19 protein-coding genes, 1 tRNA gene and 1 pseudogene are annotated in these 25,843 nt (G+C 49.9%); 14 read left to right on the top strand and 7 right to left on the bottom strand.

Annotated features, from left to right (window positions below):
- Positions 1-67 precede the first annotated feature (67 nt).
- Entirely contained in the window at positions 68-1,084 is a 1,017-nt protein-coding gene (gene rpoS / locus QJT81_15550; protein WGZ93218.1) for an RNA polymerase sigma factor RpoS, read from the top strand.
- Here the strand turns inward: rpoS and QJT81_15545 are convergent.
- Positions 1,081-1,452 (bottom strand): Mth938-like domain-containing protein, encoded by a 372-nt coding sequence (locus QJT81_15545; protein WGZ93217.1) that lies wholly within the window; start codon positions 1,450-1,452, stop codon positions 1,081-1,083. The two genes, rpoS and QJT81_15545, sit on opposite strands and share 4 nt — an antisense overlap.
- 111 nt (positions 1,453-1,563) lie before the next feature.
- Here QJT81_15545 and alaC point away from each other — a divergent pair, with 111 nt between their 5' ends.
- Genes alaC through QJT81_15525 form a run of 4 tightly spaced genes read left to right on the top strand, consistent with a single transcriptional unit; the run spans position 1,564 to position 6,225 of the window.
- Entirely contained in the window at positions 1,564-2,757 is a 1,194-nt protein-coding gene (gene alaC / locus QJT81_15540; GenBank protein WGZ93216.1) for an alanine transaminase, read from the top strand.
- Between the two features lie 2 nt (positions 2,758-2,759).
- Positions 2,760-4,070: a homoserine dehydrogenase gene (locus tag QJT81_15535; protein ID WGZ93215.1), complete on the top strand. Its 1,311-nt coding sequence runs from the start codon at positions 2,760-2,762 to the stop codon at positions 4,068-4,070.
- A gap of 4 nt (positions 4,071-4,074) precedes the next feature.
- Positions 4,075-5,520 (top strand): threonine synthase, encoded by a 1,446-nt coding sequence (thrC, locus tag QJT81_15530; protein WGZ93214.1) that lies wholly within the window; start codon positions 4,075-4,077, stop codon positions 5,518-5,520.
- Positions 5,521-5,532: 12 nt separating this feature from the next.
- On the top strand, positions 5,533-6,225 hold the full coding sequence (locus QJT81_15525) for a metal-dependent hydrolase (protein ID WGZ93213.1): 693 nt from the start codon (positions 5,533-5,535) through the stop codon (positions 6,223-6,225).
- Here the strand turns inward: QJT81_15525 and QJT81_15520 are convergent.
- Genes QJT81_15520 through QJT81_15510 form a run of 3 tightly spaced genes read right to left on the bottom strand, consistent with a single transcriptional unit; the run spans position 6,200 to position 9,186 of the window.
- The gene (locus QJT81_15520) at positions 6,200-7,033 is read right to left on the bottom strand and encodes a polysaccharide deacetylase family protein (GenBank protein WGZ93212.1); all 834 of its coding nucleotides are present in this window, start codon (positions 7,031-7,033) and stop codon (positions 6,200-6,202) included. The two genes, QJT81_15525 and QJT81_15520, sit on opposite strands and share 26 nt — an antisense overlap.
- Positions 7,030-8,169 (bottom strand): glycosyltransferase family 4 protein, encoded by a 1,140-nt coding sequence (locus tag QJT81_15515; protein ID WGZ93211.1) that lies wholly within the window; start codon positions 8,167-8,169, stop codon positions 7,030-7,032. The genes QJT81_15520 and QJT81_15515 overlap by 4 nt, the downstream gene beginning before the upstream one ends.
- Before the next feature lie 9 nt (positions 8,170-8,178).
- Positions 8,179-9,186: a GNAT family N-acetyltransferase gene (locus QJT81_15510; GenBank protein WGZ93210.1), complete on the bottom strand. Its 1,008-nt coding sequence runs from the start codon at positions 9,184-9,186 to the stop codon at positions 8,179-8,181.
- 227 nt (positions 9,187-9,413) lie between these two features.
- Between QJT81_15510 and QJT81_15505 the strand changes: the two genes are divergently transcribed.
- Complete coding sequence (locus QJT81_15505; GenBank protein ID WGZ93209.1) at positions 9,414-11,690, top strand: polysaccharide biosynthesis tyrosine autokinase; 2,277 nt, start codon at positions 9,414-9,416, stop codon at positions 11,688-11,690.
- Positions 11,691-11,701: 11 nt separating this feature from the next.
- Here the strand turns inward: QJT81_15505 and QJT81_15500 are convergent, their stop codons facing one another.
- From QJT81_15500 to gltB, 3 genes are all read right to left on the bottom strand, one after another.
- A complete protein-coding gene (locus tag QJT81_15500; protein ID WGZ93208.1) occupies positions 11,702-12,259 on the bottom strand; it encodes a YqiA/YcfP family alpha/beta fold hydrolase in 558 nt (185 codons plus the stop codon).
- An 81-nt stretch (positions 12,260-12,340) separates the two neighbouring features.
- Positions 12,341-13,831, bottom strand: a complete 1,491-nt coding sequence (locus QJT81_15495; protein ID WGZ93207.1) for a glutamate synthase subunit beta — start codon at positions 13,829-13,831, stop codon at positions 12,341-12,343.
- 18 nt (positions 13,832-13,849) lie between these two features.
- Positions 13,850-18,445, bottom strand: coding sequence for a glutamate synthase large subunit (gene gltB / locus QJT81_15490; protein WGZ93206.1), 4,596 nt, complete (start codon positions 18,443-18,445; stop codon positions 13,850-13,852).
- Positions 18,446-18,601: 156 nt separating this feature from the next.
- Between gltB and dnaG the strand changes: the two genes are divergently transcribed.
- From dnaG to QJT81_15450, 8 genes and pseudogenes are all read left to right on the top strand, one after another.
- A complete protein-coding gene (gene dnaG, locus QJT81_15485; protein WGZ93205.1) occupies positions 18,602-20,365 on the top strand; it encodes a DNA primase in 1,764 nt (587 codons plus the stop codon).
- Between the two features lie 71 nt (positions 20,366-20,436).
- Positions 20,437-22,305, top strand: coding sequence for an RNA polymerase sigma factor RpoD (rpoD, locus tag QJT81_15480; GenBank protein ID WGZ93204.1), 1,869 nt, complete (start codon positions 20,437-20,439; stop codon positions 22,303-22,305).
- Positions 22,306-22,320: 15 nt separating this feature from the next.
- A tRNA-Ile gene (locus QJT81_15475) sits at positions 22,321-22,397 on the top strand.
- A 224-nt stretch (positions 22,398-22,621) separates the two neighbouring features.
- Positions 22,622-22,852, top strand: a complete 231-nt coding sequence (locus tag QJT81_15470; GenBank protein WGZ93203.1) for a hypothetical protein — start codon at positions 22,622-22,624, stop codon at positions 22,850-22,852.
- Between the two features lie 48 nt (positions 22,853-22,900).
- Positions 22,901-23,173: a hypothetical protein gene (locus tag QJT81_15465; protein ID WGZ93202.1), complete on the top strand. Its 273-nt coding sequence runs from the start codon at positions 22,901-22,903 to the stop codon at positions 23,171-23,173.
- Positions 23,174-23,190: 17 nt separating this feature from the next.
- A complete protein-coding gene (locus QJT81_15460) occupies positions 23,191-24,132 on the top strand; it encodes an ISAzo13 family transposase (GenBank protein ID WGZ93201.1) in 942 nt (313 codons plus the stop codon).
- Between the two features lie 229 nt (positions 24,133-24,361).
- Positions 24,362-25,410 (top strand): annotated as a pseudogene (locus tag QJT81_15455) (IS630 family transposase).
- A 14-nt stretch (positions 25,411-25,424) separates the two neighbouring features.
- The gene (locus QJT81_15450) at positions 25,425-25,829 is read left to right on the top strand and encodes a hypothetical protein (GenBank protein WGZ93200.1); all 405 of its coding nucleotides are present in this window, start codon (positions 25,425-25,427) and stop codon (positions 25,827-25,829) included.
- The last annotated feature ends 14 nt before the right edge of the window (positions 25,830-25,843 follow it).

Here is a 25,843-nt window from a genome sequence, read left to right as displayed (position 1 = left end):
ATCCAATTGTTTTATGCTGAAAATACCAAATAAGGTAACCATGCCTTTACACAAAGGAGTCTCAAGAATGCCACGACCACAGACCCATATAGATAGCAAAGAAATAGTAGCTTTCGTCTCATCGGAAGCCGTCGATGTTATAGAAATGGACGATGATCTTGAGGATGACAGTATCAATGATGATGTCTCAGATGAAGATGCCTCCCTTAGTCTGACCGGACAAGTTTCTGTGTCAGTGTCCACAGGTGAAATTGATGCTACTCAATTGTATTTACGTGAAATTGAATTTTCTCCGCTGTTAACCCCAGAAGAAGAAGTTTTTTATGGTCGTCTCGCCCGTGATGGTGATGAGTTCGGTCGCAAGAAAATGATTACCTGTAATTTGCGCTTGGTGGTGAAAATTGCCCGCCGTTACATGGGACGTGGTTTGCCTTTACCTGACTTGATTGAAGAAGGCAATTTGGGGTTGATTCATGCGGTTGAAAAGTTTGACCCGGAGCGTGGCTTCCGTTTTTCAACGTATGCCACGTGGTGGATTCGTCAAAATATCGAACGCGCGTTGATGAATCAAACGCGCACCATTCGCTTGCCTATCCATGTGAATAAAGAGCTGAATGCTTATTTACGCAAAGTTCGGGAAATGACCCAAAAGTTGGGGTATGAACCCTCTTTGCCGGAGGTGGCGGAAGCGCTGGATAAACCGATTGAAGTCTTACGCAAATTGTTGGATTTCAACGAACGCATTACGTCGTTGGATGTGACGGTAGGTAAAGACAGTGATAGTCCTTTGGTCGATTTCGTCAGTGCGGAAACCAGTGATGAGCCGGACAGTCGCTTAGAAGATGAAGATATTACTCAGTCAGTCGATAGTTGGTTAGGTCAGTTGGAGTTCAAGCAAAAGGAAGTAATTGTACGCCGTTTTGGTTTACACGGTCATGAACGCGCTACGTTAGAACAAGTGGGTGAAGCCTTAGGTTTAACCCGCGAACGGGTTCGTCAGATTCAGATGGATGCGCTGAAACGTTTACGCCGTATTTTGGAAAACAAAGGCTTGTCCGGTGAAAACCTGCTAGGTATTGGCTAATTTAAGAAAAACGCTGCCGCCACACGTCTTGCCTCGGACAACAATACATTATAAGTGCGGCAAGCAGCAGCAGTCGTCATCACTTCAAAACCCACACCGTGTTGTACCAACGCTCTCCACGTATCAGGTTGCGGGAATTGTTGATTTTTCCCAGTGCCAATCAAGATCACTTCTGCTCCAATCGCAAACAAGGGCGCTAAATGTGTTGGTTGTAATTCCATAATGGATTGTGGTTGCCAGTCCGTGATCAGCGTTTGTGAGCCAATCAAGAAGCTATTGGTTAAAATGTTTTGATTGACGGCTACCCATGCGTCACCGTAACTGGTGACACGATAATGAGTGCTGTTCAATTCCTCACTAAACTTCATTTCCTTTCCCTTAGCCTTTATCTGTAATTGACAGCCTGCATAGTGAATTGTAATGTGGCTGGCTTAACAATGGCCCCAGTGATGGGTTGTTTTCTTCCAGGACACAGAACCGTGCAGGACGATTTCCAAAGAATAAACCGGCTTCCCACCTACGTTTTCAAAATCACCGATGCGCTTAAGCGGGAAGCACGCGCCAAGGGCGAAGATATTATCGACTTTGGGATGGGTAATCCCGATCAGCCGACGCCCAAACACATTGTAGACAAACTGGTAGAAGCCGCGCAACGTGGCGACACGCATCGCTATTCGATGTCACGGGGTATCCCACGGTTGCGCAAAGCCATTAGCAATTGGTACAAGCGTAAGTTTGACGTGGACATTGACCCGGAAACCGAAGCCATTGTCACCATCGGCTCGAAAGAGGGCTTGGCACATCTGGCACTGGCAACCTTGAGTCGTGGCGATACCGTGCTTGTACCGAACCCAGCCTACCCGATCCACCCCTATGGTAGCATCATTGCCGATGCCGATATTCGCCATGTGCCATTAGTGGAAGGTAAGGATTTCTTTGTCGAGCTGGAAGCCGCTATTAAAAACTCATGGCCTAAGCCGAAGATGCTGATCATCAATTTCCCCGGCAACCCGACAGGGCAGTGCGTGGAACTCGATTTTTTCGAGCGTGTGATTAAAGTAGCCAAAGAGCATGATGTGTGGGTTATCCATGACATTGCTTACGGTGAAATTTGCTTCGATGGCTACCAAGCGCCGTCTATATTGCAAGTGCCGGGTGCAAAAGACATCGCAGTAGAATTCTATTCCTTGTCCAAAACCTACAATATGCCGGGCTGGCGTGTTGGCTTTATGTGCGGTAATCCTGTGTTGGTCAAAGCGCTGGAGCGTATTAAGTCGTATCTGGATTACGGTATGTTTGCACCCATCCAGATTGCTGCGATTGCTGCACTGGATGGCCCGCAAGATTGTGTCAAAGAAATCAGCGCAATGTACGAAAGTCGTCGCAACGTGTTGTGCGATGGTTTAAATGCAGCAGGTTGGGCAGTTGAACGCCCCAAAGCCAGCATGTTTGTGTGGGCAAAAATTCCCGAACAGTATGTTGCGATGGGCTCGTTGGAATTCGCTAAAAAGTTGTTGAAAGATGCACAAGTGGCAGTATCACCGGGGATTGGTTTCGGTGAATACGGCGACGATCACGTGCGTTTCAGTCTGATTGAAAACGAACACCGTACTCGTCAGGCGATCCGTAATATCAAACAAATGTTTCGTAAAGATCAAGGTTTAAAGGAGTGAGCATGGATCCCGTCAAGGTTGGCCTGCTGGGGCTGGGGACTGTCGGTGGTGGTACTGCCATTGTGTTGAAGCGTAATGCAGAAGAAATTGCCCGCCGTGCAGGTCGCGGTATTGTGATTGACTATGCTGCAAACCTCGACCTCAGCCGTGCAGAAGAATTAGGCTTGGGGAACGTGCGTTTAACGCAGGACGCTTTCGATGTGGTTAACGATCCCGACATCCAAATAGTGGTCGAATTGATCGGTGGCTATACCGTGGCGCGTGATTTGGTGTTGCAGGCGATTAATAATGGCAAACACGTCGTTACCGCAAACAAAGCATTGATTGCCTTGCACGGCAATGAGATTTTTGCTGCTGCCCAAGCCAAAGGCGTGATGGTCGCGTTTGAAGCGGCCGTTGCAGGCGGTATTCCGGTCATCAAGGCGGTGCGCGAAGGTTTGGCTGCAAACCGTATTGAATGGTTGGCGGGTATCATCAACGGTACGAGCAACTTTATTCTGACCGAAATGCGTGACAAAGGCCGCAGTTTTGGCGATGTATTGTCTGAAGCCCAAGCGTTGGGCTATGCCGAAGCGGATCCGACGTTTGATGTGGAAGGTATTGATGCAGGCCATAAGCTGACCATTTTGTCTTCTATTGCATTCGGTATTCCGCTGCAATTTAAGCAAACTTATACGGAAGGCATTTCCAAAATCACGGCTGAAGACGTGAGTTACGCGGCTGAATTGGGCTACCGTATTAAACTATTGGGAATTGCCCGTCGTACTGATGCGGGAATTGAGCAGCGCGTACACCCAACCCTCATTCCGCAACGGCGTTTGATTGCGAATGTGGATGGCGTCATGAATGCGGTATTGGTGAAAGGTGATGCGGTCGGTGCTACCTTGTATTACGGGGCGGGTGCGGGTGCGGAGCCGACGGCTTCCGCCGTCATTGCTGATTTGGTGGATATTACCCGTGCATTAACGGCTGACCCGGAAAATCGTGTACCGCATTTGGCATTCCAGCCTTCACAGCTTGAGGATACCGCTATTCTGCCGATTGATGAGGTGGAAACAGCATTTTATCTGCGGATGTGTGCGCTTGACCGCCCCGGTGTATTGGCCGACGTGACGCGTATTATGGGCGAGCGCCAGATCAGTATTGAAGCTTTTATTCAGAAAGAACCTACCAGTGGTGTGGATAAAGTGGACATCATCATGCTGACCCAACGCGTACGCGAAGGCAATATGAATGAAGCGATTGCGGCGATTGAGGCGTTGGAAACGATTTGCAGTAGCGTGACGCGCATTCGTGTAGAGACTTTGGGCTAATAACATGAAATACATTTCGACTCGCGGGCAATCGCCTGCGCAATCTTTCACCGAAATCTTGTTGGGCGGACTTGCGCCTGATGGCGGTTTGTATTTGCCGGAAGTCTATCCGCATTTTAGCGCGGATGATTTGACGCAAATGCGCAGCATGAATTATCGCGAACTGGCGTTTGCGGTGCTGTCGCGCTTTGCGACCGATATTCCGGCGGCTGACCTGCAAGCGATTATCGACAAGACTTACACCGCTGACGTGTATTGCAATGTACGTGACGGCGAAAATGCCGCAGACATTACCCCGTTGCATTCGCTTGAGCCGGACTTGCATTTGCTGTGTTTGTCGAATGGTCCAACGATTGCATTTAAAGACATGGCCATGCAATTGCTCGGCAATTTGTTTGAATACGTGCTGGATAAGGCGGGGCAGGGTATCAATATTTTGGGTGCAACTTCTGGAGATACCGGATCCTCTGCTGAATATGCCATGCGTGGCAAGCACGGCGTGAATGTGTTCATGCTGTCACCACATGGCAAGATGAGCCGTTTCCAAACCGCACAAATGTTTAGTTTGCAAGATGCCAATATTTTCAATATTGCGGTGAAAGGGGTATTCGATGACTGCCAGGACATTGTGAAAGCGGTGTCGAATGATCATGTGTTTAAAGCAGCACACAAGATTGGTGCTGTTAATTCAATCAACTGGGGGCGGGTAGCGGCACAGATTGTGTACTACTTCAAAGGTTATTTTGCGGCAACTGACTCCAATGATCAGCAGGTAAGTTTCGCAGTGCCTTCCGGTAATTTTGGCAATGTGTGTGCCGGACATATTGCACGAATGATGGGGTTGCCGATCAAGCATCTCGTCGTGGCAACCAACGAAAACGATGTTTTGGATGAGTTTTTCCGCACAGGTGTGTACCGTCCGCGTGGTTCGGCAAATACTTACCATACCAGTAGCCCGTCGATGGATATTTCCAAAGCGTCTAATTTTGAGCGTTTCGTGTTTGACTTAGTGGGGCGTGATGGCGATAAAGTACGTGCTTTGTGGAGCGAAGTTGATAAGGGGGGCGCATTTAATCTCGCTTCGTCTGAGTTCAGTGAACCAGCGGCTTTTACACGTGTACCTAGTTTTGGTTTCCAGTCGGGTGTGAGTTCGCATACGCATCGAATGCAAACCATTCGTCAAACGTTTGAAACCTACGGTGTGATGATTGACACGCACACGGCAGATGGTTTGAAAGTGGCCTTGGAGTTGCGTGAACCCGGTGTGCCGATGTTAGTGCTAGAAACCGCGTTACCTGCGAAGTTTGAAGATGCTATTCGTGAGGCTTTAGGGCGTGATCCGGTACGCCCTGCGGGGATGGAGAATTTGGAAAGTTTGCCGCAGCGTTTCGAGGTGATGGCAGCAGATGCTGAGGCCATCAAGCAGTTTATTGTGACTAAAACAGCATAAGCTGCATCACAGATGGCAAATTTTAGTACCCATATTACCGTGGCAGCAGCGGGGGCGGGTTTATTGTCCGTCCTTTGCCTGCAAGTAGGGTTAGTGGAGCCGCGTGAAGCGTTGATGTTGGCGCTGCTGGGAACAATCGGCGGTATTTTGCCCGATATTGATTTGCAGCACGCTTACCCCAGTCGCATTATGTTTTCTCTGTTTGCGATTATTGCCGCGTTTATGGTGGTATTTTCCAATCAGAATAATCTGTCGATTGTGGAGTTATGGGGTGTGGGATTAATCACGTTTGGGTTAATCCGCTTTCCTATCTGGACGGTGTTTCATGAATACACCACACACCGTGGCTCGATTCATTCGCTCGTTGCTGCGGTATTGTTCATGTTTTTGACGGCTGCCTTTGCCTTCCATGTGATGGGTGAAAGCCCGTTTATTGCATGGCTATTTGGTCTGTTTGTATTTTTGGGGTTTGTGCTGCATCTGGTGTTGGATGAGTTGTACAGTGTGGATTTTATGAACCACCGCATTAAACGTTCCTTTGGTACAGCATTAAAAATACTCGATTGGAAAAAACGCGAGAAGTCGACGGCCTTGGTAGTGGCTACCATTATTGCATGGGCCGTTGTACCGGATTCCCATGCATTTTGGGATACTTTGCTGAGTGCGGATACTTACCGCATTATTGGGGCGCGTTTATTGCCGTAGTCGTGTTGGTGTAGTAATGATCCCGAAACGACGTAAAGGGATAATCCTGCAACAGTTTGTTGAGTTTTCCCGGAATACTGCTGCGGCGTGCAAATTGGTGTACTGCCATTTTTAGGGGAATAGTTACCTGTTTTGATACTTCACGGTGTTCATGCGTATCCAATTCATAAGGGTGCATGTAGAAAATGCTGGTGTCATGATCCAAATCACGTGCTAACCAGCGCGATAACCAGTAGGGGTAGATACGAAAATAGCCGCCTCCCATCACGGGTAAACTCTTGCCCAATACGCGACTGACGCTCATGGGGTAACAATCTAGGCCGCGTTCGGCAATACGTTGCAAAATACGGTCATCGCTGAAGCCGTAGCAGCTTCTTACGGTCGCCAGCATGATGGATGAGTCGTAAATGATCCCCTGTTCCCGTAGTGTATCGCAATACCAGTCGAGAATATCATCACGTACCGAGAACGTGGGGGCGCGAAAGCCGATGACTTTGATGCCGCTAATGTCTTCGAGTAACCCCACGGAACGTTGCATTTCAGCGCGAAATTGGGCTTCGGTGAGGTTGTAAATCATCCGGTGGGTATGTGAATGACTGGCGAGTTCGTGATCTGCTTGGGCAATGCTCTTAATCAGTTGCGGAAATTTTTCGGCAACCATGCCTTGTATGAAAAAGGTCCCCTTAATGTTGTGTGTGTCCAGAATATCCAGCAAACGGCTGGTATTGCGTACCACGCGATTGGAAACTGCCCGATCAAAATCGTAAACCGATTGCTGCCAGTCTTCGATGTCAGCCGTAAAAATCATACGGTGGCTCCTGTGAGTTGGAAGGGACGGCAAGATAGGTAGATTTCACCGAGAATATCGAGCACCCGTGATTCTGAGAAGTGTTGAATCGCATGTTGACGTGCGGTTTTACCCATTTGTTGGCGTTGTTCAGGGTGTTGAATGAACCAAAGCATGTGGTCGGCAAGCATTTGTGGGGAATCAATGGGGGTTTTGAAGCCGGTTTCCTGATCAATGATAGCTTCGCGGCTGCCTTTAACATTAGTGCAAATAACGGGTTTGCCGGAGGCCATGGGTTCGATCAGAGCACGTGGAATACCTTCAGCAAATGAGGTCAGTACGCCCACATCAATGCTTTGATAAAACGCTGGCATGTCATTGCGGTATGCTTGAATTTCAATCACGTCAGTCAGCCCTTTTTGCTGGATAGCCGCTTGTACTTCGGCTTGTAGATGTCCTTGACCAATGAGTTTAATTTTGAAGTCACGGGTCTGCTTTGCCAAGTGTTCGGCAGCATCCAATAGCAAGGCATGATTTTTGATCGGCTCAAAGCGTGCCACCATACCAAACGTCGTGATGCCGGAAGGGGATGTGTGGCTTGGCTCGAATTTTTCTACGTCTATGCCATTCCCCAAAAACACCATTTGTGTTTCATCGAGTAGGTGATGTTCCCGTGCTAATTGCATATCTTCACGTAACTGGAACAGTGAATAACGCACGGTTTTTTTCAGCAGCTTTTCAATCAGAATATAAGCCTTACGTGCGAATGGGCTGGTGTTTTCTGCGATACTGTAGCCATGGCTTTGGTAAATCCAGACAGTTTTGTGATCAAAAAAAGCCAGAAAGCGTCCGACTAACCCTGGTATGCCAAAATGCAGATGCACAGTATCGTAATCCCCTTGACGAATAGCACGGTGCAGATTCCAGGCAGAACGCGCCAGTTGCAACGGGTTGAGACTGCGGTGCAGGGTTTCTACTACTACATTCATGCCTTGTGCTTGCATTAAGGCAACTTCAGGGCCATCACTGCACAGTATATCGACCTGCATGTTACCGGCATGACGTTGATTCAGTGCATGGGCACGGTGAAAAACCAGCGCATAGGCTGAACTGCTGACGGTGCAAACTTCCAGAATTTTCATATGGTTAGCTTTCATCTGTGGTGTTCAATAAAATTTGTGGAGCAGGACACGAGATAACCCATCCATAACGACTTCTGGGGTATGGCGGATGAGCCAAGAAGCAGCTTCTTGTACCTTGGAAACGGTTGGAGAGGGCTTGGCGATTGGTAATTGGTAGTAGTAAATTTTGTGGCTACGATTGGCAAGTTTTAGCTTGAATTGATGCGGGTTGCTGCCTGCGGATGAGCGTCCTAGGTTGTAAGTTTTACGCCCGCTTGTTCCACAATATTCAATTATTTGCCACAGCATGGCGAGAAATACATTGTGCTTCTTGTACAGGGTATGGATGCCTGACCATGCGCCATAGACTTCATCCTCACTCACAAAATTAAGGGATGACACCACTGGAATACCGTCGATATAGCCCATAAAAATTTCAACTTGACTGGGGCATTGTGTCATCAAATCCATAAAAAATGCTTTGGGATGCGGCAAACTGCCAAGATCATGCAAACTCATGCGATACAACTGGTAAAACTCATCCAATAGTTGCGAATTTAGCCCAATGACCGAGGTAAACCCCATTTTTAAAGGGCGACGGATATTTTTACGGGTATTACTGGAGAGGTTCTGCCAGATAGTTGCCACTGAAGGTTGAATGTCGACATTCAACTCGACTTTATCGGCAGTGTCATTCAGACAGGGAATACGTTGGGGGGTACGTATTTCTAAGCAATTAACCTTCGTGGTGGTTAACGCCTGTGCTAATGTTTCGATTACAGTGCCATAATCATCAGCGGCAATATTGGGAATTAGCCCCGTTTTATCAAAACCTGCACCGATGATGAGGGTTTGTTTGCCTCGCCAATGAGTACGCAAAAATGCGGGGATCGTAAACGTTTGGCCTGTTGTTGCTACGTGTACTTGCACCGGTTTTAGGCGGAACTCATGCGCAATAATGGCGCGAAAGGCTGAGGTAGAGAAAATCTCACCTGTTACTGTAACCGGCATTGGTTGCGTGGATGGCTGATCGGGGGTAATCGTTATACTCATATTCCCAAAGGCTTTGTTTTTTTATAATTGCCTATTTGTATGATGTTAGGAAAAGTGATGCCAGTGCTGGCAGATTAACGGGGAACTTTGTAGGTTAGGCGGCAAGTGATCGGGGAGTATGTCCGCTTATCTAGAAAATGCCCGCGAATGCAGGCTAAACTTTGCGGTCTGTACAAGGCTGTTGGAGAATAGCCCGCATAATCAACAATTATATCCACCAGAGAACTATGCTAACCGTCAACAATAATACACGTGTCGTCAGTTCCCCCCATACCGTTAGTGCGCCAGTGCCGTATTTGGCTGTGCCTGCTACAGGGGTGTCTACTCATACACTGACACTGGAGGATGTGTGGCGGCGTTTGCTGCGACAAAAATGGACGCTATTACTGACTGCATTGTCGATTCTGCTGTTAACTGCGTATTTTACCTGGACAGCGACGCCTTCTTATCGTGCCAGTGCTACCATCCAGATCGAAAAAGAGGGGGTGCAGGTTGTGAATTTTGGCACGGTGACCAGTGCTTCCCCGGATATGGGGGAACAAGATCCTTTTTTTCGTACTCAATACGAGCAGTTGAAAAGCCGCAAGTTAGCGGAGCGGGTCATTGCTGATTTGGATTTGAGAACGCGCTTATTTGAACGCCCTGAAAAATTCAATGTGTTGACATCTATTAAAGTGATTATCAAGGGGTTTATTGGTGCCTGGCTGCCTGCTAAGCAAAACACAGACGACGGTAAAGCCCCCGATTATGCGCAACAATTTGCAGAAAAACTGTATATAGAGCCGATTGAGAAAACACATTTGGTTAAGGTATTTTATGAAAGCTCAGACCCGGTGTTGTCGGCGGATATTGTAAATGCATTGATTAATGCGTTCATCAAAGAAAATATCAGTTCCCAAAGTGAAACCGATACCTATGCCAAAGAGTTTCTGGAACAGGAGCTAGAAAAAGCACGTCAGCGTTTGACTTTGCAGGAAGCTAAACTCATTGAATACGCTAAGCAAAACGGCATTTTAGAAGTCAACAATAGCCAGTCCAGCCAAGAACGTAAACTTGACGAACTCTATTCCGCTTTAGGGGCTGCCGAGCGTGCCCGTATTCAGGCGGAAAGCCAGATGATACAAGGGGGCAGGCACGGTAATGTTCGTGAAGTACTGAATAACCCTGTGGTGGAGGGCATTAAGCAAAATCTTAATACTTTAGAAGCCGAGTATCAGGAAAAGCTCAAACTGTTTAAACCGGCTTTCCCCGATATGCAGCGTTTGCAGCAACAAATTCAGGAAGTCCGCAGCCAGTTACAAAAGGAAGTGGGGGGGCTAAAACAATCCTTGCAAGCGGAATACGCAGCAGCAAAAAAGCTGGAGGATGACCTGCGTAGCCAATTAGATGCTTATAAAGGTGAATTGGTTGATTTACGTGACCGTAGTATTGAATACAACGCGTTGAAGCGTGAAGTTGAAACTAGCCGTGACCTCTATGATGGTTTGTTGCAGCGTATGAAAGAAGTGAATGTCGCTTCCAATGTTACCAGTAGCAATATTCGGGTAGTGGATGCTGCCGCGCCTGACGATAATGTGTTTCGCCCGAAGAAGGCGCTTAACCTCATTCTGGGTGGGTTAGTGGGGTTGATGCTGGGAATTGGGGCAGCATTATTGCGTGAAACCCTGAATCAAGGGGTAGCTTCGGTAGGTGAGTTGCAAGCACTGAGTGGTTTGCCGATACTGGGTACTATTCCGCACGTGCGGCATTTGTCAGAAAGCAATTTGGCGTTGGCAACTGTGCGTGATGCAGGGTCGTTGCTGGCCGAATCGTATCGGGTGATGACGGCGAATTTGCGTTTTGTGTTACCGGGCGGTAATTCCCCTCGTGTAACATTGATTACCAGCGTCAATCCAGCAGAGGGTAAATCAACGTCGGCGGTCAATATTGCGCTAAGCCAAGCACAACAGGGATTAAAAGTCTTATTGATTGATGCCGATTTACGGCGCCCTTCCGTGCATGTTAAGTTGGGCTTGCCTAACGCCAGAGGTTTGAGCAATTACCTCAACGGCGAGGTCGATATTGCTAGTGTTACGCATCCATCCCGTGAAATGAAAGGGTTATATCTAATTCTGGCGGGAACCTTGATGGCTGACCCTGTGCGGATGGTATCCAGCCCCGCGATGGCACAGTTGCTGAATCTTGCGACTAAGCATTTCGATAGCGTGATTATTGACGGCCCACCAACGGCGGGTTTTGCTGATGCGATTTACCTATCCTCAATGGCTGAGGCCACGGTGATTGTGGCGGATGAAGACCGTATTAACCGCAAACGCTTGTTGACGGTGATTGAACAATTGCAACGGGTGAAACAGAATATCGTGGGTTTTTTGATGGTAAAGTCGCAGGAAGAAGTGACAGATTACCGCTACTATGACCGTTACCACACCCGTATTCCGAGCCAACCTACTGCTAAACCGGTCAAGGGTAAGCGAAAGGGTTTGAATCTTGCTCCCGTTATTTAACCAGATGGGTATTAGAATCTGTCGATGAGATCCAACACATCCAGAAAGCGGGTGAAACCGTGGTTCCCGCCCTGAAAGATGAGTTGATGCGCTTTGCGGTAATAACTGGTTGCATCGCGCCAGTCCAGCGTTTTGTCACCATTTTCTAACAGTACTAACAGATTGTGAGGATTGGCAGGGCTGAGTTGATCCATTGCCAGCAAATCATCGAGGTGCGCTTGGGTGAAGGTGTAAGTACCTGCATCATGCCAGTGTTGCTGCACGCCGCCTAACAATGAGCGCAATAACAAACCGGGGTGTATGGCTGGATTGACCAAGGCAGCTTTAAGTGTGTATTGACTGGCGAGGTAAGTAGCGTAAAAACCGCCGAGAGAGCTACCAATGAGCTTGGGTGGTGTTGGGGCTTGTTCGATCAAGTCTGACAGCAAGGCTATCGCGGATAACGGGCGGTCTGGCAGGTCAGGGCAAACCCATTCGTGCGCTCGCCCGCGTGCTGCTAACCAGTGTTGCAATTGCTGGGCTTTTAGCGAAGCGGAAGAGGAATTGAAGCCGTGGATGTAGATAATCATGGGGTATTCTCTAGGTCTTGATTCACGAAAAACGCCCCAGTAATGGGGCGATTCCTCGTCATGTGAAGTGTTGGTTTGAGCTTACGGCAAGTAAGTCTTGCCCATCAAAAACCGATCACATTCCCGCGCAGCTTCGCGACCTTCATTGATTGCCCACACCACCAGACTTTGCCCACGGCGCATATCGCCCGCTGCAAACACACCCGGCAGGTTGGTGGTGTATTTACCATAATCGGCTTTGACATTGCCGCGTGGGTCAGTGTCCAGCGTCAGCGCATCCACCAGTGTTTTTTCCGGCCCGGTAAAGCCCATTGCCAGCAACACCAATTGTGCGGGCAATACTTCTTCCGTGCCTTCGACTTCAATCAAATTCATGCGCCCGCCAGCACCCTGTTCCCAGCGCACCCCGACGGTATGAATTTCTTTCACATGACCGTTTTCATCACCGACCAGTTTCTTGGTGGAAATGAGGTAATCACGCGGATCACGCCCAAAGACCGCCGCCGCTTCTTCCTGACCGTAATCGACTTTATGCACACGCGGCCATTCCGGCCAAGGGTTATCCGCTGCACGTGAGTCCGGTGCGCGCGGCATGATTTCCAGTTGTGTGACCGATTTGCAGCCATGCCGTACTGACGTACCCACGCAATCCGTGCCAGTATCACCGCCACCGATAACGATCACATCCAAGCCTTTTGCCGAAATATACTGACCATCCGCCAAGCCCGAATCCAGCAAGCTTTTGGTATTCGCGGTGAGAAAATCCATCGCGAAATGCACACCCTTGAGGTGACGGCCTTCCACCGACAGATCACGCGGCTGGGTAGCACCCGCACACAAAACCACCGCATCAAAGTCACTGCGCAACTGTTCAGCAGAAACGTCTTTGCCGACTTCCACACCTGTCACGAAGTTCACGCCTTCGGCTGCCATCAGGTCAACGCGACGTTGCACGATGTCCTGCTTGTCCAGTTTCATATTGGGGATGCCGTACATCAACAAGCCGCCGATACGGTCAGCGCGTTCGTAAACGGTGACGGTATGACCGGCAGTATTCAACTGGTCAGCACAGGCTAAGCCCGCAGGCCCTGAACCAACGACTGCCACTTTCTTGCCAGTGCGCTCAACGGGGGGCTGTGGTGTCACCCAACCTTCCTCGAATGCTTTGTCGATGATCGACACTTCGTTCAATTTGATGGTCACAGGCGGTTCATTGATACCCAATGTGCAAGAACCTTCGCACGGCGCCGGGCAAACCCGCCCGGTGAATTCCGGGAAGTTATTGGTCATGCGCAGGCGTTCGTAGGCTTCTTTCCACAAGCCGCGAAAGATCATGTCATTCCATTCAGGAATCAAATTGTGTACCGGGCAGCCGCTCGCGCCACCGGGCAACATTTTGCCGGTTTGACAAAACGGAATGCCGCATTCCATGCAACGCGCCCCTTGTTCGCGGCTTTCCGCTTCACGATCGAAATGCAAATGCATTTCACGCCAGTCTTTAATCCGTTCCAACGGGGCGCGGTCGGCTGGCAGCTCGCGCTGGTATTCCATGAAACCAGTAGGTTTACCCATGATTGTTACCCTTAATCCTTAATTGCCACTGACACGCGAAGCGTCGCTATTGTTGGCGGTGAAAGCGGCCATCAATGCTTCTTCCCCGGAGAGACCTTGCTGCTCAAACGAGCGAATCGCTTCCAGCATTCGTTGATAGTCGTTCGGCATGACGCGCACGAAATCGGCTGAGTATTTGTCCCAGTCCGCCAAAATCAGGCTACCGCGCACGCTGCCAGTATACAGCACATGCTTTTCGATCATCGCTTTGACTTCGGCTTTTTCGTCGGCAACACTCAGTGGGCTATAAGCGACCATTTCAGTATTGCCGCTGACCGCGAGAATGCCGCTGGGGTCATACACGTAAGCCACGCCGCCGGACATGCCCGCGCCGAAGTTACGCCCAACTTTGCCTAACACCACCACGCGCCCGCCGGTCATGTATTCGCAACCGTGGTCGCCCGTGCCTTCAACGACGACACGCACCCCGGAGTTGCGCACACAGAAACGTTCGCCCGCGACGCCGCGTACATAGGCTTCACCGTCACTTGCGCCAAAGAATGCCACATTGCCGATCAGAATATTATCTTCCGCCGCAAATTGCGCATCTTTACGTGGGTAAACGATGAGCTTACCGCCCGACAACCCTTTGCCGATGTAGTCGTTGGAATCGCCTTCGAGTTCCAGCGTCATGCCTTTGGGCAGGAATGCGCCGAAACTTTGCCCCGCTGAGCCGTTAAATTTCAGGCGAATCGTGTCTTCGGGCAAGCCTGCTGCGCCGTATTTGCGGGTGACTTCTGAGCCGGTGATCGTGCCTGCCACGCGGTCAATGTTTTTGATGGCAAACGTTGCGGTGACAGGTGTGCCGTGATCAATCGCGGGCTGGCACGCTTTGAGAATTTCACGTTCATCCAAGGATTGCGCAATGCCATGATCTTGTTCGCGCAAACACCGGATACCGTCGCATTCTTCCAGTGCTGGGGTATGCAGCAAGGTGCTCAAATCGACCATGCTGGCTTTCCAGTGACCTTCCGCCGTGCCTTGGCGCAGTTTATCGACACGCCCGACCATTTCATCAATGGTGCGGAAGCCGAGTTTCGCCATGTATTCGCGCAATTCTTCGGCGATGAACATCAGCAAATTCACCACGTATTGCGGGTCGCCAGCATACTTTTTGCGCAGCTCTGGGTTCTGGGTCGCAATCCCAACCGGGCAAGTGTCCTGATGGCAAACGCGCATCATCACACAGCCCAGCGCCACCAATGGCAGTGTCGCGAAGCCGTATTCTTCCGCACCCAGCAATGCCGCAATCGCGACATCACGCCCAGTCATCAACTTGCCGTCGGTTTCCAGACGTACCCGACTCCGCAGGTTATTGAGCAACAGGGTTTGATGCGTTTCGGCCAGCCCCAATTCCCACGGCAAACCGGCGTGTTGGACACTGGTTTTCGGGGAAGCCCCCGTGCCACCGTCATAACCGGAAATCAGGATGACATCCGCCTTGCCTTTGGCAACACCGGCTGCGATTGTGCCAACGCCGACTTCGGATACCAACTTGACGTTGATCCGCGCACGTTTGTTGGCGTTTTTCAGGTCGTGAATGAGCTGCGCCAAATCTTCAATCGAGTAAATATCATGATGCGGTGGTGGCGAAATCAACCCGACGCCCGGTGTAGTGCCACGCACTCGTGCTACCCACGGGTACACTTTCTTGCCCGGCAACTGGCCACCTTCACCCGGTTTTGCGCCTTGTGCCAGCTTGATCTGGATTTCTTGCGCATTGTTCAGGTAATGGCTGGTGACACCGAAGCGTCCTGAAGCCACTTGCTTGATAGCGCTGTTGCGTGAATCGCCATTCGGATCAGGAATGAAACGTGCGGAATCTTCGCCACCTTCGCCGGAGTTGGAACGCCCGCCCAAACGGTTCATGGCAATCGCCAAGGCTTCGTGCGCTTCTTGGCTAATAGAGCCGAAGGACATTGCACCGGATTTAAAGCGTTTGACAATAGCGCTGGCGGGTTCAACTTCACTCAGTGGAATAGGTTGCGCCGCAAAATTGAACTCCAGCAAGTTGCGCAGATTGAATTTGACCTCCGCATCTTCGTGCATCAAACGGCTGTATTGCTTGTACAAACCGTAATCACCTAGCCGCACCGCTTTTTGCAGCGCGTAAATGGTCGCAGGGTTGTATTGATGCTCTTCTTCCTCATTGCGCCATTGGAACACGTTACCGGCACGCAATGAACGTTGTTCCGCGTCATGGTGATCGTAAGCGGTTTGATGGCGAATCAAGGCTTCTTTCGCGATAGTGGCTAAATCAATACCCCCGATACGCGATGCTGTCGCGGTGAAATATTTGTCGATGACCGCTTTGCTAATTCCCAAAGCTTCAAAGATTTGCGCCCCACGGTAAGACTGAATCGTGGAAATACCGATCTTGGACATGACCTTGATCACGCCTTTGGTGGCTGCCTTGATGTACTTTTGTACAGCGTAATCGTGCTGAATACCGGGCAATAAACCTTCGCGAATCAAATCACCAATCGACTCAAACGCCAGGTAAGGGTTGATTGCTTGCACGCCATAACCCAACAGTGTGCAGAAATGATGCACTTCACGCGGTTCACCGGATTCGAGAATCAGGCTCACACGGGTGCGGCAACCGTTACGAATCAAATGATGATGCAAGCCCGCGACCGCCAAGAGTGACGGAATCGGTGCATTATCCGCATCCGCCAAGCGATCGGATAGCACGATCAAATTTGCGCCGTCATTAATAGCGTTATCGGCTGCTGCGAACAGGTGTTCCAATGCGGCTTCCAGTGCATGTTTGCCATCGGCAGCGCGGAACATAATCGGCAGGGTGACGCACTTGAAACCTTCACGGTTAATGTGTGTCAGTTTCGCCAGCTCGTCGTTGTCCAGAATCGGGGTTTTCAGCAGAATTTGCTGGCAACTTGCTGCTGTAGGCGCAGTAATATCGCCCTCTGACCCCAAAGTGGTGTAAGACGAGGTAACGATTTCTTCGCGAATCGAGTCAATCGGCGGGTTGGTCACTTGCGCAAACAACTGTTTGAAGTAGTTAAACAGCGGCTGTGCTTGATTGGATAGCACCGCAATCGGTGAGTCGATACCCATTGCACCCAGCGGGTCGATGCCGTCACGCGCCATCGGCACAATGACTTTGCGCACGTCTTCGTAGGTGTAGCCAAACATTTTCTGGCGTTGTACCAGCGTTTCGTGTTCTGGCAGGGCGCTTTGTGGAGCAGCCGGTAAGTCTTGCAGTTCGACCAGATTGCTTGCCAGCCAATCTTGATACGGCTTGGCGGTGGCGATTTGCTGCTTGATTTCTTCGTCAGCAATAATGCGGCCTTGCGCGGTGTCGACCAGCAACATACGCCCCGGTTGCAGGCGTTGCTTGGATACGATCGTGCTTTGGTCAAGATCATCCAATACCCCGACTTCGGAGGCGAGGATAATCATGTCGTCATTGGTGATGTAGTAACGTGAGGGGCGTAAACCGTTGCGATCCAGCGTTGCGCCAACCAGTGTGCCGTCGGTGAAACCCATTGCGGCAGGGCCATCCCACGGTTCCATTAGGCAACTGTGGTATTCGTAGAAGGCTTTCTTTTCCGCGCTCATGCTTTCGTGGTTTGACCAAGGTTCGGGAACCATCATCATCATCGCATGGGGCAGGGAATAACCAGACAAGTACATGAATTCCAGCGTGTTATCAAACATCGCGGAGTCACTGCCGTGAGGGTTGACGACGGGAAATAGCTTTTCAATATCGGTATTGAATACGTCGGTTTTGATCACACCTTGCCGTGCATTCATCCAGTTAACGTTACCGCGCATGGTGTTAATTTCACCATTGTGAATCAGGTAACGGTTGGGGTGGGCGCGTTCCCAGCTTGGGAAAGTGTTGGTTGAAAAGCGTGAATGCACCATGGCAATCGCCGTTTCCATGCGCGGATTGCTTAAATCGCGGTAGAACTGCCCCACCTGTTCGGTGGTCAACATGCCTTTGTAAACAAGGGTGCGCGACGACAGGCTAGGGAAATAAACGTGTCCTGCGACTTCCGGGGTATCAACGCTGTTTTGCGTGCGTTTGCGAATCACGTAGAGCTTGCGTTCAAAGTCGATGCCTTCCGCAATGTCGGCAGATTTGGCAATAAATACCATGCGAATAAAAGGCATGGCTTTGAGTGCGGTTTTGCCAATCGGGGTCGGATTGGTGGGGACATCACGCCAACCGAGCAGGGTTTGACCTTCTTCTTCGACGATGCGGGCGAAGATAGCGGCAACCTCGGCGCGTGCGTCGGCATCTTGTGGCAGGAACACCATGCCAGTCGCATAATGACCGGGTGCGGGTAGTTTTATATTGAGTGATTTGCACTCAGCGGCAAGGAATTCATGCGGCAGTTGGAGCAGGATACCCGCGCCATCGCCGGTATTTTCCTCGCAGCCGCACGCGCCCCGGTGTTCCATGTGAGTTAATACTTTTAATGCCTGTTGGACGATTTGATGTGACTTAACACCTTTCAGGTGAGCCACAAAGCCCATGCCACATGCATCGTGTTCAAAGCCAGGGTCGTAAAGCCCTTGCGATGGGGGTAGTTCAGTGTATCTCATCGTAGTCTCAGGCGATAAAAGGGTGAGTATTATGGACTAAAATGCCAGTTTAGGGCTAGACACCTTAGCGCGTTTTTGTCGACATGCCCAGAAAGCATTGCCTTAATTAGCGTATACTACGCTGCTAGCGTAACGGAGCAAGATCGCACACAGCTTATGAGTACAGCAGGTCGCATCCCAAAAGAGTTCATTGACCAACTGTTAGCTCGCGTCGACATTATCGACGTGATCGGCGGGCGTGTGCCATTAAAAAAGGCAGGGCGCGAATATACCGCGTGTTGCCCGTTTCATAATGAAAAAACGCCATCTTTCACGGTGAGTCCGACGAAACAGTTCTACCATTGTTTTGGTTGTGGGGTACACGGTTCGGCCATTACTTTTTTAATGGAATACGAACATCTTGAATATCCAGAGGCAATTGAGGCGTTAGCCCGCACCATTGGCGTGCCTGTTCCCCGTGAAGGTGCAGAAGATGCCCCAAAACGCCCGCGTAAAGACAAAAACTTGTATACCTTGCTGGAAGAGGCGGCGGTATGGTTTCAAGCACAATTGCAGCAAAACCCTGATGCGCTTGGGTATTTGCAGCGGCGGGGCTTGAGCAAGGAAGTAACGAAACGGTTTGGTTTAGGGTTTGCACCACCAAACAGTTCATTAGGGCGGGAGTTGGCTCGCTACGGTGAAGATAAATTAGTCGCCAGCGGCATGTCGATTCGTAATGATGTGGGGCGGGTGTATGACCGTTTTCGGGAACGCATTATGTTCCCGATTCGGGATCGGCGTGGGCGCGTGATCGGTTTTGGTGGGCGGGTGATTGGCGATGGCTCACCCAAGTATTTAAATTCACCCGAAACGGAAGTGTTCCACAAAGGTGCTGAGCTTTACGGCTTGTTTGAAGCGCGTAATGATACCCGTAAGCTGGAACGTTTGTTGGTGGTCGAAGGCTACATGGATGTGATTGCACTGGCGCAATACGGCATTACGTATGCGGTCGCAACGCTGGGAACCGCGACCACACCAGAACATATCCGCCAATTATTGCGTCTGGTGCCAGAAGTGGTGTTCTGTTTCGATGGCGACCGTGCGGGGCGGGATGCGGCATGGCGAGCGTTAGAAAACGCTTTGCCAGAGTTGCGTGATGATAAAGAAATTCGTTTTTTGTTTTTGCCGCAAGGTGAGGATCCTGATACGCAAATCCGCCAAATGGGTAAAGATACGTTTGAAGCAGGCTTCGAGACCGCCCTCACGCTCAGTGCTTATTTATTGGCAGTGCTGAAAGAACGTTTCAATTTGAGTACCAAGGAAGGCAAAGCACGCCTCTTAAATGATGGGGTGAAATTACTTTCTACCATGCCGGTTATTTTGCTGCGCGAGCAAATTCTCGGAGAATTGTCTACACTCACCAATACGCCTTTAGAGCTGGTGCGCCGTCACCTGAAAAAAAGTTCAACGGGTGATGCGCCACTCGCCTATAATCAGGCGCGTTTGGGCGACCAAGATGTGCGGCGCACCCCCATACGGCACGCGATTGCATTGCTGTTGCACCATCCGGTATTGGTGGAGCTGGCGGGTAGTTCCGAACAGATTCTTGGCTATGACCTGCCTGGCACAGCATTGCTGGCGGCTATCATTGAAAATATCGAGGAGAACCCCCATATACACTTGGCGGGTTTGCTAGAGCGTTTTCGCCAGACCGAACACGAGGCTATTATTCAACGCCTCACCAACTGGCGACCTGAGACGGATGATGAAACCGTCATACGGCGTGAATTTGCCGACTGTCTGCAACAAATCAGACGGCAATCGCGTCAAAAACAGCTTGAAGCCTTGTTGCATCGGGGCCAAACCCACGCATTGAGTGAGCAAGAGCGCAGTGATTTAGCTTATTTACTGCTCCAAGACTATAAAAGTCCGGGGGCATGAATGAGCGCATGTGGTTGCATTTTAGAAAAATGTGATATAGTTACCGACCTTTTTCCAGAGAGTTTTAGGGCATGAGTCAAGAAGAGCAGCAGCAGTCCAGCTTGAAAGAGTTAATTGCCAAAGGTAAGGAGCAGGGCTACCTCACCTATGCTGAGGTCAACGACCACCTTCCCGATACCATCGTTGACCCGGAGCAGATTGAAGATATTGTTGCGATGATCAACGATATGGGTATTACGGTGTATGAACATGCCCCGGATGCCGATTCCTTACTGCTAAACGATGAAGCGGTACAAGCCGACGATGAAGCCGCTGAAGAAGCAGCCGCTGCGTTGGCGAATGTGGATGGCGATTTTGGGCGAACCACTGACCCGGTGCGTATGTACATGCGCGAAATGGGCACGGTGGAACTCTTGACTCGTGAGGGCGAAATTCAGATTGCGATCCGTATTGAAGATGGTCTGAACGAAATTCTGCGGGCGTTGGCACAATACCCTGCATCTACCGAGCTTTTGCTTGAAAAAGCATCGTTGATTGATTCCGAAGAGATTCGTCTCACCGATATTATTAATGGTTTCGTAAATCCCGATGAGGATTTGAGTGCATTTCCGGTTGCCGTCGTTGATGATGCTGATATTGCTGAGGTTGCTGAAGATGACTCAGCGGTTGCTGATGAAGATGAAGACGATGTTGCTGATCCCGTTGATACAGGGCCTGACCCTGAGGAAGCGCGTATTAAATTCGCTGAATTACGCGAATTATATGAGGCATCTAAAGCGGCTAGTTTGGCAAATAATCCAGCATCTTATACCGCAGCGCGTGATGCTGTAGCGACTAAATTTATGGAGTTTCGCTTAGCTCAGCCGATTATTGAGCAGTTGACGGTGCAGTTGAACGAGATTGTTGACCGTATTCGCCAAAATGAACGCCATATTATGAAGTTGTGTGTTCAAAAGGGTGGTATGGGGCGTCAAGATTTTATAGACAGCTTCCCGCAAAATGAAACGGATTTGGAATGGTTAAATCGTTACTGTGCAGATAAGCGTGGCGATCATACTCGTTTACAAACATTTCTGCCGAAAATTCATGAAGCGCAGCGTGAGTTGTTGGGCATTGAACGTGAATGCAATCTTTCCATTACGCAAATCAAAGACATTAATCGCAGCATGTCGGTGGGTGAGGCGAAAGCACGTCGTGCTAAGAAAGAAATGGTTGAAGCCAACTTACGTTTGGTGATTTCCATTGCTAAAAAATACACCAATCGTGGCTTGCAATTTCTTGATTTGATTCAGGAAGGCAATATTGGCTTAATGAAAGCGGTTGATAAGTTTGAATACCGTCGTGGTTACAAGTTCTCGACTTACGCGACTTGGTGGATTCGTCAGGCGATTACCCGTTCGATTGCGGATCAGGCGCGTACCATTCGTATTCCGGTACACATGATCGAAACCATCAATAAACTCAACCGCATTTCGCGCAAGCTGTTGCAGGAGAAAGGCCGTGAAGCCACGCCGGAAGAGTTGGCTGAAGCGATGGATATGCCGGAAGACAAAATCCGTAAAGTCCTGAAAATCGCCAAAGAACCGATTTCAATGGAAACCCCGATCGGTGATGACGAAGATTCGCATCTGGGTGATTTCATTGAGGATGGCAATATCCTGTCGCCTATTGAGTCGGCTACAACGTCAAGTCTGTCGGAAGTGACCCGCGAAGTGCTTTCCAGCCTGACTTCACGTGAAGCTAAAGTGCTGCGGATGCGTTTCGGTATCGATATGAACACCGACCATACGCTGGAAGAAGTGGGCAAACAGTTCGACGTAACCCGCGAACGTATCCGTCAGATTGAAGCAAAAGCCTTGCGCAAGTTGCGTCATCCGAGCCGTTCGGATATGCTTCGCAGCTTCCTTGAATACGAACCAGGCGTCTTGCCGACAAACTGATCGTAGCGTTTTTCAGGGCCTATAGCTCAGTTGGTTAGAGCAGGGGACTCATAATCCCTTGGTCGTAGGTTCGAGTCCTACTGGGCCCACCAATTTCACTTTAGAAACTAAGGGGTTAGCCATGCCCCGTTAGTTGCAGTCTTTCAGTTGTAGATAAAATGCGATTCTATGAATCACGCCGCATGCGATGTTCAACTATTTCCGTGAAGAGGAGTCGCTGAATATTGCCGCCTTGCTACGACCAAAGCCCCCACTGGTCGAGGCTTTTTTTATGGGCTAATATTGGTGCTCACCATCGAACCCGGTCAAACTGAACATGCTGCAACTGTTCTGGACTCCTCTGGCCATCAATTTTTTCATCGAATTGCTGATGGTATCCCTGTTGACCAGCTATTTCGCAGTACGCTTGGCAAACGCGCTCCGCACGCGGGTAAACGTTAAAATAGCATTTTTCTTGTTGCTGACTTTTGCCTCGGCAAGTTGCGGCACGCTGCTGCAATTTCTCGGTATTGCACTTCACCCCGACTATGGAACTGTCCCGAAATAACTTCCCTCTTTTCTGCTAACAGCGAAAGGGGGAAGATAGCCCCTTGTAATGCCAATCAACACCGAGGATGAGCCAATGGATGTTTACCCATCAGCCATAGAAAAACAAATGCAGCGGTTCTACCAATCGCTCAATGAGCGTGACCGCCGCCGCTACGCCGCCGTGGAAGCCGTCCGGCTTGGGCACGGGGGGCAGGACTACATTTCCCGGTTATTGGACTGTGACCCCAAAACCATCCGCCACGGGTTGACGGAGTTGGAATCGGAAGATGGCTTGCCCACCGTAAGGCAGCGAAAAAAAGGGGCGGGCGCAAACGGCTGAACGCTACGCACCTGCAATTGGATGAGCATTTTCGCCAAGTTTTAAAGGATCATACGGCAGGCGACCCCATGCGGGAGGCGGTGAAATGGACGAACCTGTCACGTCGGCAGATTGCCCGGCGGATGCAGGCATTGGGGACATCGGCTGGGAAAAACGTGGTGTCGCGCCTATTACGGGAGCACGGCTACCGCCGCCGCAAGCCCCAGAAGAAACGCACCATGGGGCAACACGCTGACCGTAATGCCCAGTTTGAAAAGATTGCCCAACTCAAACAAACCTACCTGCAAGCAGGCAAACCCGTGATCAGCATTGACACCAAAAAGAAGGAACTGCTGGGCAACTTTTACCGTGAAGGGGTAACGGATGCCGTCGAACCCACGGAGGTCAATGACCATGACTTCCCCAGCTATGGCAATGGTCAGGTGATCCCCCACGGCATCTACGACCTTGCCCGCAACGAAGCGGCACTGCACCTGAACACCAGCCACGACACCACCGAGTTTGCCTGCGAAAGCCTTGGCTTATGGTGGCGTGAGCAAGGGAAACCCAACTACCCCGAAGCTGACGAGCTGTTGGTCTTATGTGACGGTGGTGGCAGCAACAGTTCCTCTGCGTACCTGTTCAAGCAAGACTTGCAGGCATTGGCGGACAGCCTGAACCTGACAATACGCATCGCCCACTACCCGCCCTATTGCTCCAAATACAACCCGATTGAACACCGACTGTTCCCCCATGTGACCCGTGCCTGCCGGGGTGTGCCGTTGGAAACGGTCGAAACCGCCAAACACTACATGGCAAAAACGGAAACCACCACTGGCTTGAAGGTCGCTGTCCGCATCATCAGTAAAGTTTTTGAAACCGGGCGCAAGTATACCCAAGCGTTCAAGGATAACATGACCATCCAGTTCGATGACTTCCTGCCAAAATGGAACTACTCCGCTGTCCCTCAGTCCCCCTGATTTCGGGAAGTTATTTCGGGACAGTTCCTATGCGGAATTCGCCCTGCCGTTTGTTAGCGTGTTTGGCGCATTGGCGATGTCTGGTTTTTTACTGTTTGCCTTCTATTTTCAACGCCAATCCAGCCCAAAAGGGTGGGTCGAAGCTATACCAGTCCGTGCCATAAAATAGTTTTTTTGATCAAGGAAATATGGTTAGATGACTGGTAACAAAAGCAGCCATGAGTAATGTATGACATTAAAAATCACTTTCACTGAGGATGAGATAGCGGAGCTGTTCTACTGGAAGGAGCGCCATCCTCATCCCAGAGTCCGTAAGAAAATGTCCGTGCTGTACCTGAAATCCCAACAGTTGACGCATAAGGAAATCAAACGATTGGAAAGGATTACAGAAGCCACGCTGCTTGCCTACCTAAACGCCTACCTACAACCTAACGGTTTAGAAGCTCTTAAAGAAATACGATTCAATAAACCACAGAGTGATTTGATGGCATATAAAGACAAGATTGAAGCCTATTTTCGTGAATATCCCCCCGCAACCAGCAAGGCGGCAGCCGCTAAGATTGAGGAGCTGACAGGCATCAAACGCAGTGAGGACAGGGTACGTGTCTTTATGAAGAAAATAGGGATGGACATCCATAAAGTGGGGATGATACCCGCCAAAGCTGATGTGGAAGCACAAGAAAAGTTCCTGGAAAATGAACTAAAACCGCGCATTCAGGAGGCTAAGGAGGGCAAACGCGCCCTTTTTTTGTCGATGCCGCCCACTTCGTGTTAGCACCGTTTCTGGGGTTTTTGTGGTCATTTTCCCGCGTATTCATCAAAGCCCCCTGTGGTCGACAACGCTACAACGTATTGGGCGCACTCAATGCGATAACGCTACAACTCATCACGATCACTAACGACTCCTATATCAACGCTAACAGCGTGTGTGAATTATTGGAAAAAATTGCAGCGTTAGCACTCAAAATACCGATCACTTTGGTCTTGGATAATGCCAAGTATCAACGCTGTGAAGCCGTGTTTGCCTGTGCGAAAAGGCTCAATATTGAACTATTATTTTTACCGACCTATTCACCCAACCTCAATCTGATTGAACGGTTGTGGAAGTTCGTCAAGAAAAAATGCTTGTACTCGAAATACTATGATAAGTTTCCCGCTTTCAAGGCGGCCATCACCAACTGTCTCGACAAGCTGGATACCGATCACAAGAAAGAACTGACCCAGTTGATGACAACAAATTTTCAAACCTTTAAAAATGTTCAGGTCTTGACGCTGTAAGGTATACGATTCTGGTGAGCATTCCCTTTCCCCTGGGCTTTTTTGCCGTACACGCCATCTTGTTGTTTAGGCTGGTGGATGCGCTGGCTCAGGAACGGAATAGCTGTCGATACCAAGCTGTGTGGCTTGCGATTCAGGCGTTGCTCATGCCGTCCACCAGGCTTGGAACGCAATCTGCTGCTTCACACAGTGGTAGTCAGTCAATGGCCTCAAAGTCGGAAGGGCGAGTCATTAATATCGCTATGCCAGGGCCGCAGATATTAGGTTGGTTCTTGGCTCTGACACCTAAGGATGAGAGTGTTTATTTAACCGCGCAGCCTGCCGATACTGCTTATTACATTGATAAATATCAATATAAGTCCTATGTTAATGATGAATGTTTTTTATTGGTTGCAATAATCCCTGTGCGAGGGGTTTGAACAGTTCTATTGAA

It is taken from the genome of Candidatus Thiothrix putei (genome assembly GCA_029972225.1).
Lineage (GTDB): Bacteria > Pseudomonadota > Gammaproteobacteria > Thiotrichales > Thiotrichaceae > Thiothrix > Thiothrix putei.
The sequence above is the reverse complement of the archived record's forward strand: the minus strand, read 5'-3'. Positions and strand labels throughout refer to the sequence as shown.

Coding starts and splice junctions, on each gene's coding strand:
- QJT81_15545 (WGZ93217.1), bottom strand. CDS start 1,452: ATGAAGTTTAGTGAGGAATTGAACAGCACTCATTATCGTGTCACCAGT.
- rpoD (WGZ93204.1), top strand. CDS start 20,437: ATGAGTCAAGAAGAGCAGCAGCAGTCCAGCTTGAAAGAGTTAATTGCC.
- gltB (WGZ93206.1), bottom strand. CDS start 18,445: ATGAGATACACTGAACTACCCCCATCGCAAGGGCTTTACGACCCTGGC.
- QJT81_15470 (WGZ93203.1), top strand. CDS start 22,622: ATGCTGCAACTGTTCTGGACTCCTCTGGCCATCAATTTTTTCATCGAA.
- QJT81_15535 (WGZ93215.1), top strand. CDS start 2,760: ATGGATCCCGTCAAGGTTGGCCTGCTGGGGCTGGGGACTGTCGGTGGT.
- QJT81_15500 (WGZ93208.1), bottom strand. CDS start 12,259: ATGATTATCTACATCCACGGCTTCAATTCCTCTTCCGCTTCGCTAAAA.
- QJT81_15520 (WGZ93212.1), bottom strand. CDS start 7,033: ATGATTTTTACGGCTGACATCGAAGACTGGCAGCAATCGGTTTACGAT.
- thrC (WGZ93214.1), top strand. CDS start 4,075: ATGAAATACATTTCGACTCGCGGGCAATCGCCTGCGCAATCTTTCACC.
- QJT81_15510 (WGZ93210.1), bottom strand. CDS start 9,186: ATGAGTATAACGATTACCCCCGATCAGCCATCCACGCAACCAATGCCG.
- QJT81_15525 (WGZ93213.1), top strand. CDS start 5,533: ATGGCAAATTTTAGTACCCATATTACCGTGGCAGCAGCGGGGGCGGGT.
- QJT81_15495 (WGZ93207.1), bottom strand. CDS start 13,831: ATGGGTAAACCTACTGGTTTCATGGAATACCAGCGCGAGCTGCCAGCC.
- QJT81_15465 (WGZ93202.1), top strand. CDS start 22,901: ATGCCAATCAACACCGAGGATGAGCCAATGGATGTTTACCCATCAGCC.
- rpoS (WGZ93218.1), top strand. CDS start 68: ATGCCACGACCACAGACCCATATAGATAGCAAAGAAATAGTAGCTTTC.
- dnaG (WGZ93205.1), top strand. CDS start 18,602: ATGAGTACAGCAGGTCGCATCCCAAAAGAGTTCATTGACCAACTGTTA.
- QJT81_15505 (WGZ93209.1), top strand. CDS start 9,414: ATGCTAACCGTCAACAATAATACACGTGTCGTCAGTTCCCCCCATACC.
- QJT81_15515 (WGZ93211.1), bottom strand. CDS start 8,169: ATGAAAGCTAACCATATGAAAATTCTGGAAGTTTGCACCGTCAGCAGT.